This window comes from Mesorhizobium kamtschaticum (assembly GCF_056174585.1).
In genome coordinates this window covers 3,869,374-3,886,812 of the sequence record NZ_CM149691.1, presented here as the reverse complement: position 1 = coordinate 3,886,812, position 17,439 = coordinate 3,869,374, and the positions used below count along the sequence as shown (strand labels likewise).

Here is a 17,439-nt window from a genome sequence, read left to right as displayed (position 1 = left end):
GTGAAGTGAATCGGAAAGGGAGGAGCCAGGCGGCCCCCCTCTGGCCTGCCGGCCATCTCCCCCTCAAGGGGGGAGATCAGCAGCGGCTGCGCCGCGCTCTTCTTTTTAACGTCTATGATTGGCGAAAGAGAACATGACAGCCGATCTCCCCCCTTGAGGGGGAGATGTCCGGCAGGACAGAGAGGGGTGCACGCGCGCAAACCGGTGACCATCACGGTTCGCCCTGCCCGATCGCTTCCTTGCGCCTGGCGACATAGGCCTCCAGCGCCTCGCGCACGGCGACATCCATCACCGGCTCGACATAGTCTTCCAGCGCCTTCTTCCACAGCCGCGTCGCGCGCGCGGTGGCGTCGAGGCCGCCGGCCTCCTGCCAGGCTTCAAAGTTCTGCCAGTTGGACAGGATCGGCTGGTAGAAGGCGGTGGCGTAGCGCTCCAGCGTGTGCGGCTCGCCGAAGAAATGGCCGCCCGTCGGCACCGCGCCCAGGGCCTCGACGGCAAGCTCGGCCTCATCGACCACGATCGGGCGCAAAAACTCCATCATGTGCTGGATCATCTCGACATCGATGATGAATTTTTCGAACGACGCCGTCAGCCCGCCCTCCTGCCAGCCGGCGGCATGGTAGACGAGGTTGCCATGGCCGAGCACCGCGCCCCACAGCGCCATCAGCGTTTCGTAAGCGCCTTGCGCGTCCGCCGCATTGGAGGCTGAGCCCGGTGTCGTGCGGTAGGGCAGCCCATAGCGCCGCGCCAACTGCCCCGACGCGATGTTGGCCTTGGTATTCTCCGGCGTGCCGAAGGCCGGCGCACCGGACTTCATGTCGACATTGGAGGTGAAGGCGCCATACATCACCGGCGCGCCGGGACGCACGAGCTGCGTCAGCACGACACCGAACAGCGCCTCGGCATTCTGCTGCGCCAAAGCACCCGCCAGCGTCACCGGGCTCATCGCCCCCATCAGTGTAAACGGCGTCACCGCCACCGACTGGCCGAACTCGGCCATCGTCATCAGTCCTTCGGCCATCATCTCGTCGAAGCGGCGCGGCGAGTTGACCGAGATGATGGTGGCGATACCGGGGTCGTCGCGCAGTTGGTCCAGCGTCAATCCGCGCGCGATCGCCATCATCTCGATGCCGTCCAGCGCCCTGCCCCGGCCGATCGCCGAAACATGGAAACTCTTGTCGGTCAGCGTCAGATTGGTGAAGTAGGTGTCGAGATGGCGCGAATTGGCCGGCAGCTCGACCGGCGCGCAGACCTGGTTGCCGAGCATGTGGACGCAGTTGAAATGCTGTGCCAATCGGGTCAGGTCCGCGTAATCCCGCAGATTGCCGGCGCGGCGGCCACGCTCCATGTCGTGCACATTGGGTGGCCCGGCAACGAGTGTGAAATTGATGGTGCTGCCGCCGAGATGGATCGTGTTGGCCGGGTTGCGTGGTGTCAATGTGTAGTTGGACTGCGTAGTCTTCAGCGCCTCGTCGACCATGCCGCGATCGATGCGGACATTCGCCGAGGCGTGATCGACCCTGGCACCCGCCTTCTCGAACAGCGACAGTGCGCGCGGGCTCATCACCTCGATGCCGAAATTTTCCAATATATGCATCGATGCCTGGTGGATCGCCTCGATCTGGTCGGGCGCCAGCAACGCCATCGGCGGATAGGGATTGGTCACCCGCCTGGGGGGCAGCTGCGGGATCGGCGCGGGCCCCCGATTGCTGGTGCGCTCGGCGCCGCGCTTGCGTCTTGGTTCGTTCATGCCAGGCATCAAAGCCTTGGCAAACAAAGCGAGCTGTCAGAAATACGCCGTTTGCAGGCGTGATTTTAGCCACGGCGGCATTTTAGGAATATCGTTTTATAAAAAACGACAAGATGTGTCGGATTATTAATACGTCACTTTCTTAAGCCTTCGCGCCGGCGAAGCGTTAACAGCGACAGCAAGATTCCCTTTATGATTTCGGCCTATTGCTCGTCCCATGCGTAGGTCGAGTTTTAGTAAAATTGTAGCGATTGGCGTTCTGCTGGCACTGTCGGCCTGCGCGACAGCGCCCAGCCACATCAACAATGTCTGTGCCGTCTTCGACCAGAATGACGGCTGGTTCGACAATTGGCAGTCGGCCGCCGAACGCGCCTCGCAGAAATACGGCGTCCCCGTGCCCGTACTGATGGCGACCGTGCGCAAGGAATCCGGCTTCAAGAGCAACGCCCGGCCGCCGCGCACCAAGCTGCTCGGCTTCATTCCGTGGAAGCACGTCTCCTCGGCCACCGGCTTCTCGCAGGCGCTGGACGGCACCTGGTCGCAATATCAGCGCGAAACCGGCAACTGGGCGGCACGACGCACGAAGTTCGCCGACGCCGTCGATTTCGTCGGCTGGTATCATTCCAAGACCGCCGACACCTACGGTGTCGCCCGCAACGACACCTACAATCTCTATCTCGCCTACTATCTTGGCTGGACCGCCTATGGCCGCGGCAACCGCGGCGACGCCGGCGTCCAGGGCTATGCGCGGGCCACCGACAAGATGGCCCGAGACTATGAAGCGCAGCTACGGCAATGCGGCAGTTGACGGCCTAATGCCGCCGCGTCGTGTCTTTCGGCTTTGAGACACCGGTTTCCGAAACCTCGTCGCGCACTTCGTTGCGACGGGCTCGCATCCCAGCCTCACCCTGCTCCACGGCCTCGCCGATCTCGTCCGCTCCCGCGGTCGACGCTTTGCCACGCGGACGGTTGGGCGCTGTTCCTGTCGAACCCGGGCCGCTGCCATGCGGCGCATCTTCCGGCACGCCCTCATGGGCAGCGTGCTCCTTGTCGAACTTGATCACCGGCTCCATCGTCGCCAGCACGTCGTCGGACAGCCAGCACAGGCTCATATGGCCGTCGCCGAGATGCTTGACCGGCGGCACCTTGGTCTCGCACAGATTGTCCGGCACCAGCTTCTTGTAGCCGCAGCGTGTCTGGAACGGGCAGCCGGACGGCGGGTTCATCGCCGAGGGGATGTCGCCTTCCAGCACGATATGCCGTTTGACCACGCTGGTGTCGGCGATCGGGATCGCCGACAAAAGCGCCTCGGTATAGGGATGGTAGGGCGGCGCAAAGATCTGGTCGGTCGTGCCTTGCTCGACGATGTAGCCGAGATACATGACGACGACGCGGTCGGCGATGTAGCGCACGACGGACAGATCGTGGCTGATGAACAGCATCGTCGTCTTGTTCTTGCGCTGAATGTCCATCAACAGCTCGGTCACCGCCGCCTGCACCGACACGTCGAGTGCGGAGACCGGCTCGTCGGCCACCACGACCTTGGCGTCGCCGGCAAAGGCGCGCGCCACGCCGATGCGCTGCTTCTGGCCACCGGAAAGCTGGCGCGGCTTGCGCGTCTCGAAGGCGCGCGGCAGCTTCACCAGGTCGAGCAGTTCCAGCATACGCTTGCGGCGGTCAGCGACCGTCTTGCCGACGTTGAATTTCTCCAGCGTGCGGATGATCTGCGAGCCGACCGAATGGCTGGGGTTGAGCGTATCGAACGGGTTCTGGAACACCATCTGGATCGACGACACGGTTTCGACGCTGCGCTTCTCGATGCCGGTCGACTGGATTTCCTTGTTGCCCAAGGTCACCGTGCCGGCACTTGCCGTCTCCAACCCGAGCAGCACCTTGGCCAGCGTCGATTTTCCGCAGCCGGATTCGCCGACAATGGCGACGGTCTCGGATTCGCGCGCCATGAACGAGATGGTCTCGTTGGCCTTGACGACGCGGCCTTCACTCGAGCCGAACACCTCGCTGCCGCCGACCTTATAGTATTTCCTCAGATCCTCGATCTTGAGCACCGGCGCGCCGGGCACGACGCGCTCATTGACCTTCTTGGCGCCGGGCGGCAGCGCTTCCCAGTCGATCTCGTTGAAACGCACGCAGCGCGAGAAATGGCCCTCGTGGCCCGCGACCTCGATCATCGGGATCTCGGCGGCGTTGCAGACGCCCTCGACGAAATGGTGGCAGCGCGGGCCGAAATTGCAGCCCTTGGGCCGCTCATGCGGCAACGGCAATTGCCCGGGGATGGAGATCAACGGCCGCGAATTCTTGTCGGCGCCCGGCAACGGGATCGAACGGAACAGCCCTTGTGTGTAGGGATGGCGCATCCGGTCGAACACATCCTTGATCTTGCCGGTCTCCACCGCTTCGCCCGAATACATCACCGTGATGCGGTCGCAGGTTTCCAGGATGAGGCCCAGATTGTGCGACACGAAGATCATCGAGGTGCCGAACTTCTCACCAAGCCCCTTGACCAGTTCGACGATGCCCGCCTCCACCGTGACGTCGAGCGCCGTCGTCGGCTCGTCGAGCAGAAGCAGCGCCGGCTTCGACAGCAGCGCCATGGCAATGACGATGCGCTGCTGCTGGCCACCGGAGAGCTGGTGCGGATAGGAGCGCATCATGCGCTCGGGATCCGGAAGCTTGACCGCGCGTACCATGTCGAGGGAGCGTTTGTAGGCCTCTTCCTTCGACACCTTGTCGTGGATCAGGGGCACTTCCATCAGCTGCTGGCCGACCTTCATCGCCGGATTGAGGCTGGCCATCGGCTCCTGGTAGATCATGGCGATCTTGTTGCCACGGATGGCGCGCAGCTCCTCGTCGGAGAGCTCGCCCATGTCCTTGCCCTGGAACTTGATCTTGCCGCCAACGATCTTCCCGATGTTGGAGAGGTCGCGCATGATGCCGAGCGACACGGTCGACTTGCCGCAACCGGATTCGCCGACAATGCCCATCGCTTCGCCGGGCATGACCGTGCAGGAAAAATCCATGACGGCCGGTATCTCGCCCTTGCGGGTGAAGAAGGAGATCGACAGGTTCTCGATCTCGATGATCGGTTCTGCGGGATTTCGAACTGCCTCGTTCATGGGTCGCTCCAATCCAATTTTACCAGATGCGGGCCAGAGCCCGTCAATCAGTCCTTCATCGATTGCTCGCGCAGGGAATCGGCGAGCAGATTTCAGCCCCAGCACGAAGCTCATCAGCGCGATCGTCGGCGGCAGCGCCGGGTGGATGAAGGAGCGCAGCAAGCGGCTGGCGTCCTTGATCGCCGTGCCCCAATCCGGACTTTCAGGCGCCAGGCCGAGGCCGAAATAGCCCAGCGTACCGAGCAGGATCGTAGTGTAGCCGATGCGCAGGCACGCATCGACGATCAGCGGTCCGCGCGCATTGGGCAGGATTTCCCACAGCATGATGTACCAGGGCGATTCACCGCGCGTCTGCGCCGCCGCCACATAGTCGCGCGTCTTGATGTCCATCACCAGGCCGCGCACGATGCGGAACACGCCGGGACTGGAGGCAAACACCACCGCCACGAAGATGTTGAGCTGGTTGGGATCGATGTGGACGATATGCAGCGGGTCCTTGTCGAACACCAGGCCCAGATAAATCCAGCCGCCGACGATCAGGGTGATGCCGAGCAGGATGTACAGCCGGTCGGGCCGGTTCTTGTAGCGCGTCCAGAACAGCACGCTGAAGAAGATGATCGGAAACAGGAAGAACACGCCGGCCATGGCATAGGGGATTGGCGTGTCCATGATGCCCGGCGTCACCAGCAGGTAGAACAGCAGGATCACCGGGAACGCCAGCACCAGGTTGGCCAGGAACGACAACACGGTATCGATCTTGCCGCCATAATAACCGGCCGGCAGGCCAAGCGTGATGCCGACCATCAGCGCAAAGCCGGTCGCCGCCGGCGCGATGATCAGCACGATCTGGCTGCCATAGACCATGCGGGAAAACACGTCGCGCGCAAGCTTGTCGCCGCCGAACAGATAGACCAGACCTGACTGCGGCTCGACCGCGCCCGGCAGCACGTCCTTCATCACGGGGATCTGGGCCAGCGGATCGAACGGCGAGATGGTCGCCGCGAAGATCGCCGTGAACAGCCAGAACAGGCAGATACCGACACCGACGATGCCGACGCCGCTGTCGTACAGCTGTCCGTAGAGCGCGAGCTTCTTCTTGTAGGCGAAGCTCGCCCCCATGACGATGATGAGAGCGATCCAGACCGGCCAGAAGCGCGACAGCACTTCGAGAACGACGGTGAAGGCACTGATATATTGGACCTGCATGCGCTTCGCCCCCTACTGAACTCTGATACGCGGATTGAGAAACGCGTAGCCGACATCGGAAATGAGCTGCGTGATCAGGACGATGAACACCGAGACCAGCGAGCAGCCGAGCAAAAGATCGATGTCGTTGTTGCCGGCCGCCTCGACCAGCGTGTAGCCAAAACCCTGATAGCGGAACATCACCTCGACGATGACGACGCCGGTCAGCAGCCAGGGAAACTGCAGCATGATGACGGTGAACGGCGCGATCAGCGCATTGCGCAGCGCATGTTTGACCACCACGCTGCCGAAGGAGAGACCCTTCAACCGGGCGGTGCGGATATATTGCTGCGTCATCACCTCGACCATCGAGGCCCGCGTCATGCGGGCGATATAACCGATGCCGTAGATCGCCAGCGTCATGACCGGCAGCGTGAAATTGTAGAAGGTGATGCCTTGGCTCGCCGACGCGGCCGAGCCGTTCAGCCAGCCAAGCCACGAGGCGAAGATGACGGTGAAGATGACGCCCGACACATATTCGGGTGTCGCCGTCGAGGCGATCGAGGCCACCGACAGCACCCGGTCGGTTCGCGAGCCCTCGCGCATACCGGCCAGGATGCCGATCAACAGCGAGATCGGCACCATCACCACCAGCACCCAGAACATCAGGATGCCGGTCGCACCAAGGGCGGGGAACAATTTCGAGGCGACCGTTGCCTTGAACTTGGTCGAGCAGCCGAAATCACCCTCGAAAACGCCGGCGAAGGTCGGCACGATCGGATCATTGCAGAACGAGAAACGCTGCGCCGGCTTGCCGGTCGCCGGATCGGTCACCGGCTGCTTGGGCATGACGCCAAGCCACTGCCCATAGCGGACGAAGAAGTTCTGCCGGTAGCCATGCCCGGCCAGCCAGCTCTCGAGCTGCTCGGCCGACGTATGCATTTCGGTCTGGCTGATCGCCAGCTTCTTCAGATTGGGTTCAAGGTTGATCAGGAAGAAGACGACCATGGTCAGGCACAGCATCGTCAATGCCATGGTGCCAAGACGCCTGATAACGAAGGAAAGCATGGCGGCCCCCTGCCGATGGGTTGGGGTTTGAGCCGGCTATGAAAGCCAACCCTGCCGTGACCGGCGAGGCTGGCTGTCAAACAGGCCTTCGGATGCGATCAACCCTGTTTTTGTTGCATGACCTTGCCCGGGAGTCCGCAATTTTTTTAGAGAAGCGCGGACCAACGGGGACAGATGATGCAAACAGCAGGGAAAGAGGCTGACGCCCCTTTCCCTTGTCTGTGCGATCAAGCCTGGTCGAGCCAGATCTTGCCGTAGTCGCGCTCGAAGGTCGGGTGCATCTTGTAGTTCTGCACCGCCTTGACCGAGTGGCTGTAGAGCTTGCGCCAGTAGGGTTGGATGATGATGCCGGAATCCTGCAGGACCTGCTCGATATCCTTCATCATTTCCTTGCGCTTGGCGGCGTCGGCAACGGCGAGCGCCGCATTGAGCTTGGCATCCCAGTCGGGGTTCGACCAGCCGGCTTCGTTCCAGGCCTCGCCGGTGCGATAGGCCAGCGCCAGAACCTGGACGCCGAGCGGCCGCATGTTCCAGTTGGTCATCGACAGCGGATACTTCAGCCAGTCGTTCCAGAACGTAGAACCCGGCAGCACGGTGCGCTTCACCTTGATACCAGCGTCGCGCAGCTGCGCGGCGATCGCATCGCCGGTATTCTTGTGCCAGTCCTCGTCGACGGTGATCAGTTCATGTTCGAAATCGGCCTGCCCGGCTTCCGCCATCAGCGCCTTCGCCTTGGCCGGATCACGGGCAACCTTGGGCAGCTCGTAATATTCCGGATGGATCGAGCAGACATGGTGGTTCTCGGCGACCGAACCGGCATTGCCGTAGCCGAGCTGGAGGACGACGTTGTTGTCGACAGCAAGCTGCAGCGCGTTGCGCACCTTCTGGTCGCCGTAAGGCTTGTTGTTGACGTTGGTGCGGCAGACGATGGTCGAGGCGGTGACGACCTCGGACTTGACCAGGCTCATACCGTCGAGGATCGACACATAGTCGGCCGAGGTCTCGAAATTGGTGTGCACTTCGCCAGCTTCGAAAGCGCTGACCATGGCTGCCGGATCGGTGCCGTAGTCAATGAATTCCAGGCCATCGAGGAACACTTCGCCGTCCCACCATTTGTCGTCGGCGCGGCGCTTGTAGACCACTTTCTGGCCGACATCATAGGAGACGAGCTCGAACGGGCCGGTGCCGATCGGGCAGGCCTTGAAGTCGCCGCCCTTTTCGTCGAAGGACTTGTGGACGATGAGAGCAACATAGTCGCAAATGCCGGGGATGATCGAGATGTCGGGCTTGGTGAGCGACAGCTTGACGGTCATGTCGTCGACCTTGGTAACCGCGCCTTCACGCAGCTTGCCCGTCTTGTCGTCGAACAGCGTGCCAAGACGGCCGGGCATGGAATTGCCTTCGGCGGCCTTCTCGCCCCAGCGGTTGAAGTTGTGTACTACGTCATCGGCGGTGAAAGCATCGCCGTTGTGCCAGGTCACGCCCTTGCGCACATGCAGGATGTACTGCGTGGCGTCGTCGTTGACGTCCCAGCTTTCCAGCAGATAGGGGCGGAACGTGTATTCGGTGGTGTACTTGACCAGTGGCTCAAGCGCCTGGCGCTCGGCATTGGCGATCTCCGACCAGTCGGCCTTGCGTGGGTCCTTCGGATCCTTGATCCACTGGGCGATCTTGAGAGTGCCGCCCTTCTTGCCCTTTACCTCATCCGCCTTTGCCGGCGTCGGGTCGGCGAGACCGAGCAGGCCATAAGCCATCGCCGTCGAGGCGCCGAAGACGCTGGCGAGCGCCAGGAATTCGCGGCGATCGACATTACCTGCCTTAGCTTCTTCGGCCATGGCCAGGATGTGATCCGGAACGCTGTCGCCATTACTCTTATAGATTGTCATGACTAACTCCCATTGTTGGCTTTCCGCCGATTAACATTCCGCATCCAGGCCATGATGTCAAAGACGGCTTGGATTGGGAACATGTTAGCGAATGTGCAACTTTGAAAAGGGAGCGGTACGCGCGATAGCGACAGTCTTGACGCAAAATTGCTAGTGCGCCCAGATTCCGCCAAAATCTACTCACGGCGATTAAACTGAGACATTGGCACGGGTTACGACAGCGCCAGTTCTGGCCAGGATGAGGGCCAGTGCCTCACCCGGGATGAGGGCCAGTGCCTCACCCGGGATGAGGGCCAGCGCCTCACCCGGGATGAGGGCCCGAACCTCAATATTCCTTTTCGTAGAAGATGCCGCCCTTGGCCTCGCCGGCGTCCGTCGCCTCGCCGCGCAACTTGACGCCGCGCCCGACATTGAGGTCGATGGTCGCCTTGCCGGAACCCGGTTTGTCGCCCTTCTGGATGGTCACATAGGTGCGGTCGTTCAGGTATTTGCCGGCCGAGACCGCCGTTCCGCCCTGGCTGTCCGTGGTCACGTCGAGATCGTCGACGCCGATGGCGCTGCGCAGGTTCTCCAGCAGCGACGTCGATCCGCCAACGCCGGCCAACTGCGCGGCGGCTTCGGCCAGCTGCGCGATCTGCAGCGGCGACAGGTTCGACATTGAGCGGCCGAAGATCAGTTGCGCCAGCACCTCGTCCTCGGGCAGCGCCGGCACCGAGGAGAAGGTGAATTTCGGATTGGTCGCCTCGCCCGACACCACGATGGTGACGGTGGCGCTGGTCGTCGTCGTTGTCGCGGTCAGGTTGAGGTAGGGCACCAGCGAGCCGGAGAAGCCGACTGTGCCCTCGGTGAAGGTCAGCCGCTTGCCGAGGATCGACAGCCGGCCGCGCTGCAGGGTGAAGGTGCCGACCGCCTGTGGCGACGACGCCGGCCCGGTCAGCCTGAGCGAGCCGCCGAGCTCGGCATCGACGCCCCTGCCCTGGATGAAGATCTGGTTTGGCGCGTTGACGGTGACATCAAGGGCAAGCCCGCTGCCGCCGCCCTTGCCGCTGGTCGTCGCGGGGCGCAGCGCCTTGTCCTGCGCCTTGACCGCGCCCGGCGCGTTCTTGTGCTTGACGTCGAGTGCCGAGAGCGACCCGGCAATTTGTCCGGAACGGTGATGACGGTCTTGGCGAGGTCGACGGTGCCGGCAATCACCGGTGCCGATGTCAGCGGCCCCTTGATCGTCAGGTCGCCGCCGAGATTGGCCGTCACCACGCGCCCGTCCGTATAACGGCCGTCGGTGAGCTTGATCGACAGGTCGGCCGGAAAACCCTGCGCCGGGTTGATGCCGACCGTGCCGCTCGCCGACAGACTGCCGCGCGTCGACAAGGTTCCGGTCAGCCGGTTGATCCTGGCGACGCCGCCGCCGATCGAGACGTCGGCCGTGAGATCGTTGACGGCCAGCCCCGAACGCGCATCGACCAGCCGCGCACCCGAGGTGCTGACGCTGCCGCCGATGACGGGCGATGTCGCCGGACCACGCACCTGGACATTGACATTGGCGGTTCCCGTCAGTGCCAGGCCTTGCGCGGCAAGCTTCTGGCTGAGCATGCCGAACGGCGCGGCGCCGTTGAAGTCGAGCACCAGCGCCGGCGTACCTGCCGTCGTCATCGTGCCGCCGCCCTTGAGGCCAAGCCCGGCGCCGTCGCTGACATTGGCGTTGAAGGTCAGCTTGTTGCCGGCAAAGGTGCCGGACGAGGAGACGCCCACGGCACCGACACCGGCACCTCGGGTTTGAGACGTTTGCACGCCGGCCGCATCGATGTTGAACGCCACGGCGGGGTTCGCCGGCGCGCCGGTCACCTTGACCGTGCCGGAAATCGAACCTGCGGCATCGAGGCCTGGCGAGAAACTGTTGGCGAGCGACATCGGCACCTTCGCCAGCGTCGCATTGATGTCGAGCGCCTGCCCGACCTTGCCGGTCACTGTCGCCGTGCCGCCGCCGAGATTGAGCACCAGCCGGTCCAGCGTCGTCGTGCCGTTGGCGATGCTGAGTGTCGAAGCCTGGGCGATGGCCACCTTGATGCCCTGGACGGTCGCCTGGCCGGAAGCCAGCTCGATGGTGGTGGTGCCGTTGGCCACCTTCACCCGGCCGGCGGCCTTGGCCGGAATGCCCTTGACGGTGGCGCCACCGGAAAAGCCGGTCCAGTCACCGTCGCGCTTCAAATCGACATCGATGCCGCTGATCACGGTGCCGCCCGATGTGACAGTGTCGGCGCGGATCTTGCCCGAGATCACCGGAGCGGCGAGATAGTTGGCGATCAGCGCATCGATGGAAACCGCCTTCGCCTGCAAGTCGCCGCGCGTGATCGAACCGGTGGCCGCCTTGATGGCGACCTGGGGTGCTGCGCCGTTCTTGGTGAAGGCGATCGTACCGCGCACATCGCCTTCGGCCTTTTCCAGCGCCAGCGCGGCGAGCGGCCCAATGTCCGGCAGGTCGAGCGAGATGGTGCCTTCCGGCACGAACTTGTCGTCCAGCGCCAGATCGCCGGAGATCTTGTTCTTGCCCAGCGACAGAAGCAGGCCGTTGATGGCGCTCTTGCCGTCCGCCGTTGCCAGCACGGCGCTGCCTTGCAAGGCCTGTCCCGCGACATTGCCGGTCAATTGCACATTCGCCGCCGGATTGGAGGCATCCGCCTTGCCGGTGGCGGTGAGCCTCAGTCCGGTGATCTCGCGCTCCGCCACCAGCAGCCGATCGCTGTTGATGGTCAGCGACAGATCAGGTGCGATGGCCGGCCCCTGGGCATTCAGGGCAAAGGCAATGGCGCCCTTGGCGTCCTTGGATAGCAGCGAGATGTCGCTCAGCGCGCCTTTGATGTCGGCGGCCAGCTTGTTGTCGGCAAGGCTCGCTTGCCCGCCGGCGGTCAGCGCACCAGACGTCAGCTTCAATCCGTCTATGTTGATACTGCCGTTGGGGTCGCGCTTCAGCGTGGCGCTGATCTGAGCGCGTTCGCCAAGCATGCCGCGCGCCGCCGCCGGCAAGGCCGATGATGGGGCATCCGCATTCAGCTTGAGATCGATTGAGCCGTCGCGCAGCGATACCTGACCGGCGACCTGGCTGTTCAGCGCATCGCTTTTGAGCGAGCCGCTGTCGATCGCGACGGCGTCCGATGTCAGCCGGGCGTTGAGCGCGGCCGTGACCTTGCCGGCGATCAACGGCGCGATCGCGGCATTGTCGAGACCGACCTTGTCCACCGACACCGTGCTGGAAACCGGTCCGGCGCGGTTCTTGAGATCGAACGCGTCCGAATGCAATGTCAGGACAAGTCCCTCCACCTTAGCCGGGCTGGTGGTGACCGAAGGCAGGATCGCGGAGACATCGAGGCGGGCCTGCGTGCTCTCGCCCACCACCTTTGCCGACAAGGACTGGACCTCGATCTTCACCGGACTTGCGGCACTTCCGAAGGTCAGCGGCAGGCTGGGGCCGGATGAGGTGAGATCAAGCGCAAAATCGCTGGCGCCGTTCGGATTGATGGTGCCGGTGGCTTTGCCGGAAATCTTGTCGCCGGATAGCGTGGCATGGTCGAGGGCGACGCCGCCGGCCAAGGTGTAGGTGCCGGCCGCATCGACCGCGAGCGGCCCGAGCCCAGCCTGACGGGTCTGGCTGGTTTCGACGCCGGCCAGCTGCGCGTTGAACCGGACCTCCGGAGCAGCCGGCGTTCCGGTCATTTGCGCCGTGCCCCCGAGCGTACCCACGGCATCGAGGCCGGGCACAAAATCATTGGCAAGCGCCGCCGGCAGCGCTGAGAATTGCGCGGCGAGATCGAGCGTCTGGCCGGCGCTGCCCGACAGCGTCACCGCACCGCCACCGATGTCGAGCGCCAGCTTCTCGATGCTGGTGGTGCCATTGGCGATGGTCAGGGTCGAGGCTTCAGCGATCGCTGCCTTGATGCCGCGAACCGTGGCTTCGCCCGAGGCGATCTCGACGCTGGTGGTGCCCTGAGCGATCTCGACCCGGCCGGCCGCTGTCGCCGGAATGCCCGCTATGGTGGCGCCGCCGGTGAAATTGGTCCAGTCGCCGTCGCGCTTCAGGTCGACGCCGATGCCGCTGATTTCGGTGGCGCCCGACGTGACCGAGTCAGCCTTGATGGTGCCCGCGATCGCCGGCGCCTTGAGATAGTTGGCGATCAGCGCGTTGACCGCGATGGTCTTGGCCGTCACCTCGCCGCGCGCAATCGAGGTGCTCTTGGCATCGATGGTGACAGACGGCGTCTCGCCGTCCTTGGTAAAGCCGATGGTGCCGCTGATGTCGCCGGTTATCGCCTGGCCGGCGAGCGCCGCCAACTGGTCGATGGCGGGTGCGGCGAGCGTCAGCGTGCCCAGGGGCATGAACTTGTCATCGAGGGCCAGGTCACCCGAAACCTTGTTGTCGCCAAGCGAGACCAGAAAACCGTTGATCGAACGCTTGCCTTCACTCGTCACCAACGCCGCCTTGATGTCGAGCGGCTGGTCGTTGACGGTCCCGGTCAGCGAAACATCGGCCGAGGGGCTTGCTATGTCGGCCTTGCCGCTCGCCGTCAGCTTGATCGCCTTCACCGTGCGGCCCGAGGCGGTCAGGCTGTCGCTGCCGGCGGAGACGGTGAAGTCCGGAGCTGTCCTGGCGCCACTGGCCGACAGGGCGAAATCGACACCGCCGGCAACCGGCACGCCGACCATCGGCGACAGCACCGAAACGTCGCCCAGCGTGCCCTTGATGTCGGCCTGGATGTCGGTGCCTTGCGCGCTGGCGGTGCCGCTGGCGCTGAGCGAGCCGGAGGTGAACGAGATCGAATTGGCGGCAAACGAGCCCTGCGGATCGCGCGTCGCGGCGGCCGAGAATTTCACCCGCTCGCCCAGCACCGAGCTGATCTGTGGCGGCAAGGCGGTCGACACCGCGTCGGCATTCATCTTCAGCTGCATCGACAGGTCGGCGAGCGCCACCGTCATGGTCAGCGAGGCGTTCAGCGCATCGGAGCGCAACGTACCCTGGTCGATGGTGATGGCGTCCTTGCTGAGCGACCCCCCCAGATCGACATCGACCTTGCCGGTGATCAGCGGCGCCAGCGTCGCCACGTCGGTCTTCAGCCCACCCGCGGTCAGCTTGACGGCAAACGGCCCGGCGCGGTTCTGGATGTCGAAGCCGTCGGAGTGGATCTGCGCCGCAAGATCATTGAGCTGGGTGCCGCCCGCCACCACCGAAACCAGCGAGGCACCAATGTCGATGATCGGCGCCTTGCCGTCGCCAAGGGCGCGGGCGGTGACGCTCCTGATGACCACGGTGATCGGCTGTGCCGCATTGCCCACGGTGATCGGCACAGGTGCGCCCTTGGCAGCAATTTCAACCGACAGGTCGCTGGCGCCGGCTGGGTCGGCAATGCCGGTTGCGGTGCCATGTATGGCATCGCTCTCGATGTTGGCGCGGTCAACGCTGATACCACCGGCCGATGTGGCGGTGCCGGCGATGTCGAAGCTGGTCTTGCCGGCAAACAGCGGCCTCAGATTTTCCGGCAGGAAAGGCGCGAACGCGCCGTCGCCCTTGGCCTCGACATGATTGCCCTTGTCGGTAAGCTGATGACGGCCCGTCAGCTGGGTGACGATCTTGCCGTCGACGGTGAAGGTGGCGATGCCGTTCCAGTTGGCAAGCGGTCCCGTGCCCGAAACGGCTATGTCGACCGGCGGCGCATCGGGCAGCTTGAGCAGATTGGCGATGATGCCGCCGGCCGGTTCCGATGCCTTGAGGTCGAGGTCGAGCCTGTTGTCTGCTGGCGCGAAGTGGATCTTGGCGTCGACATTGCCTTGCTTGCCGTCATGGCGGGTGACGTTGAGCGTGGTCTCGACCGCCAGCGGCGCGGCATCGGCCTTGAGCATTCCCTTGGCGGCGAGTTCGGCGATGCCGCTGCCAGCCAGTTGCTGGCCAAGCGCGATTTCGGGCAGGTCGATCTGCTTGATGTCGATGGAAACCGGCAGCGTCGTCGTGCCGCTCTGCGCCGGCGGCTGCGTGCCGGCCACCGGCAGGCGTGCCAGTTCGATGCGCTCGGCCGCGATGCGGTCGGCACTGAAACTTTTGGACAGCAGTGACAGCGGCGACCAGTCGACGGCGACCTTGCGCGCCACCAGCCAGGCACCCTGGCGGTCTTCCAGCACGACATGGTCGACGCTGAGCGCGCCCGACCAGATGCCGTCAATGCCGCTGACGGTGATCTTGCGATCGTCGTTCGAGGCCAGCCGCGAGATGATGCCGGCGAGATTGTCGCGTCCGCGCTCGGTCTTGGTCAGCACGACGAGCGCGCCGACCGCGCCCGCGACCACGATCAGCAGTGTGTAGAGGACAAAGCGAAGGATGCGCCGGACCGTTTTCATCGTCAAAATGCCTGTCCGATGCCGGCATAGATGCCGAAATGCGGATCGCCGGGATCGCGGTTGAGCGGCACGGCCGCATCGATGCGCAGCGGCCCGAAGGGCGTCACATAGCGCAAGCCGACACCGGCGCCGACCTTGACGTCGGCGAAATTGGGCACCGACTTTGTCGACACCGTGCCGGCATCGACGAATGGCACGATGCCGATCGTATCGGTGACGGCGATGCGCATTTCGACCGAGGTCTCGAAGAAGGACAGGCCGCCGATCGGCTGGCCGTTGAAATCCTTGGGGCCGATGCCTTGATAGGCGTAGCCGCGCACCGAACCGCCGCCGCCGGAATAGAAGCGCCGGTCGGCCGGAACGTTTTCCAGACTGGTGCCGACGATCGAGCCTACGGCGACGCGCTCGGCCATCACGAACTTCGAGGCCGTATCCAGCGACTGATATGCCGATCCCTCGCCCTTCAGCTTGAGGAAGGCGGCCCCGCTCATGATGTCGTAGCTCGGTTCGGCATAGGCCAGCACCCGGAAGCCGCTGGTCGGGTTCAGCCGGTTGTCGCGGTTATCATAGACATATTGCAGCGGAATGCTGGCGATCAGGTACTTGTGCTTGCCGAAGGCGTCGTGGATGCGCGAGTAGTCGAGCGCGACCTCGGCCGAGACGGTCTGCTTCTTGTCGAGTTCATAGGACAGGCCGGTGCTGCCCTTGACCGAGAAATGGTCGTACGCGTCCGGATGCTCGAGCACGGTCTTCACACTGGCAAAGAATTTCGACGCCGGCCCGATCACGCCGGGTTTCTCGAACATGATGCCGGCATTGTAGTTCAGATCGGACAGATTGTTGCTGCCGATACCGCTGATAGCGCCGTCGATGCGCAGCTTTTCCGCGTGGCCAAACAGGTTGCGGTGCCCCCAATAGCCTTCCAGACCAAGGCCCTCGGTATTCGAGAAGGTGCCGCCAAGGCCGAAATAGCGCGGCTTGCGCTCGCTGACCTGGACGCCGATCGGGATGTTGCCGTCGGCGTCGAGCTTGTCGGCTTCCTTGAACGTCACGCTGTTGAAGACTTCCAGCGCCAGCAGCCGGTCGCGCGCGTCGCTGATCTCCTGCGGCGAGTACTGCTTGCCGCGTTTCAACCCGGTCATGTATTCGGTGAAGTCGCGGTCGACTTTCTCGGTGCCTTCCACCGTGGTCGCGCCATAGCCGGCGACCGGCCCGGCTGCGACCGTCAGCGTCACATCGAGCGTCGAGGTGGCATGGTCGGCGACGATCTGCCGGTCGGTGACCTTGGCCAGCGGCCTGCCCTGCTCCTTCAGCGTCCGCACGATCAGCGCCTCGGCCTTGAGCACCGCGCCGGAGCCGGCGTCGCCACCCGATATCAGACCGTAATCGGCGCTCATCAGCCCCGCAGCGTCGCCTTCCAGCCTGATATTGCCGAGGGTGAATTTGGGCCCGGCGGCGATGGTGATCGCCACCGGAATGGGCTGCGGGCCCTTGAATTCGGCGTCTGGCGGCAACTCGTCGAGCGGCTTGCTGTCGATGGTGATGGTGACAACGCCTTCGTAACGGGCATCGGCATAGAGGGCCGCAACCAGCTGTTCACGGTCGCTGCGCGCCTTGGCCATCAGCCCGAGCGAGCCTGAGACCGGCCGATCCTCATCGCCTTTCAGCGCCGAGGCGTTTTCAAGCTTCTTGACCAGATCCTTGTCGGCATCGGGCGCCGTGATGGTCACGGCATAGCGCAGCGGATCGACGATATCGGCGTCCTCGTCGTTGGACGATCCCCACAGTTTGATGCCGAAAAGCTCGAACGCGGCTGCTGGCCTCGATTCGGCGGCCAGCGCGGTCGCGCACATCATGGCCAAAAGCAGGGCGCGCGGAAGAACGCGCCCTGGCGCGGTCCTTCCTGACATCTGCTTTTCATGCGCCGGCATTAAGACAACCTAGGTTACAAAACTAAAATTGGAATGAAGTTCTGAAGCGCTCGTAAAGGGGCCACAATCCAATTGTCTGAAATATGACGGGCTTGGAATTCACACCT

The 17,439-nt window shown here is 63.7% G+C and carries 6 protein-coding genes and 2 pseudogenes; 1 reads left to right on the top strand and 7 read right to left on the bottom strand.

Features of this window, described 5'->3' with window-relative positions; genetic code table 11:
• Window positions 1–211: 211 nt before the first annotated feature.
• Window positions 212–1,750 carry a trimethylamine methyltransferase family protein gene (locus AC0V7N_RS19170; RefSeq protein WP_475450035.1) on the bottom strand — a complete coding sequence of 513 codons (1,539 nt, stop codon included), beginning with the start codon at window positions 1,748–1,750 and terminating at the stop codon, window positions 212–214.
• Between the two features lie 217 nt (window positions 1,751–1,967).
• On the opposite strand from AC0V7N_RS19170, the gene AC0V7N_RS19165 reads away from it, so the two are divergent.
• Window positions 1,968–2,558, top strand: coding sequence for a transglycosylase SLT domain-containing protein (locus AC0V7N_RS19165; RefSeq protein WP_475450034.1), 591 nt, complete (start codon window positions 1,968–1,970; stop codon window positions 2,556–2,558).
• Between the two features lie 4 nt (window positions 2,559–2,562).
• Here the strand turns inward: AC0V7N_RS19165 and AC0V7N_RS19160 are convergent, their stop codons facing one another.
• The 6 genes and pseudogenes from AC0V7N_RS19160 to AC0V7N_RS19135 all read right to left on the bottom strand — a co-directional run bounded on the left by AC0V7N_RS19160 (window position 2,563) and on the right by AC0V7N_RS19135 (window position 17,332).
• Window positions 2,563–4,884: a dipeptide ABC transporter ATP-binding protein gene (locus AC0V7N_RS19160; RefSeq protein WP_475450033.1), complete on the bottom strand. Its 2,322-nt coding sequence runs from the start codon at window positions 4,882–4,884 to the stop codon at window positions 2,563–2,565.
• A gap of 47 nt (window positions 4,885–4,931) precedes the next feature.
• Window positions 4,932–6,090 (bottom strand): annotated as a pseudogene (locus AC0V7N_RS19155) (ABC transporter permease).
• A gap of 12 nt (window positions 6,091–6,102) precedes the next feature.
• A complete protein-coding gene (locus AC0V7N_RS19150; RefSeq protein ID WP_475450031.1) occupies window positions 6,103–7,137 on the bottom strand; it encodes an ABC transporter permease in 1,035 nt (344 codons plus the stop codon).
• Between the two features lie 227 nt (window positions 7,138–7,364).
• Window positions 7,365–9,023: an ABC transporter substrate-binding protein gene (locus AC0V7N_RS19145; protein WP_475450030.1), complete on the bottom strand. Its 1,659-nt coding sequence runs from the start codon at window positions 9,021–9,023 to the stop codon at window positions 7,365–7,367.
• A 325-nt stretch (window positions 9,024–9,348) separates the two neighbouring features.
• Window positions 9,349–15,401, bottom strand: a pseudogene (locus AC0V7N_RS19140) (translocation/assembly module TamB domain-containing protein).
• A gap of 2 nt (window positions 15,402–15,403) precedes the next feature.
• Window positions 15,404–17,332 carry an autotransporter assembly complex protein TamA gene (locus tag AC0V7N_RS19135; protein WP_475450029.1) on the bottom strand — a complete coding sequence of 643 codons (1,929 nt, stop codon included), beginning with the start codon at window positions 17,330–17,332 and terminating at the stop codon, window positions 15,404–15,406.
• Between the last annotated feature and the right edge of the window lie 107 nt (window positions 17,333–17,439).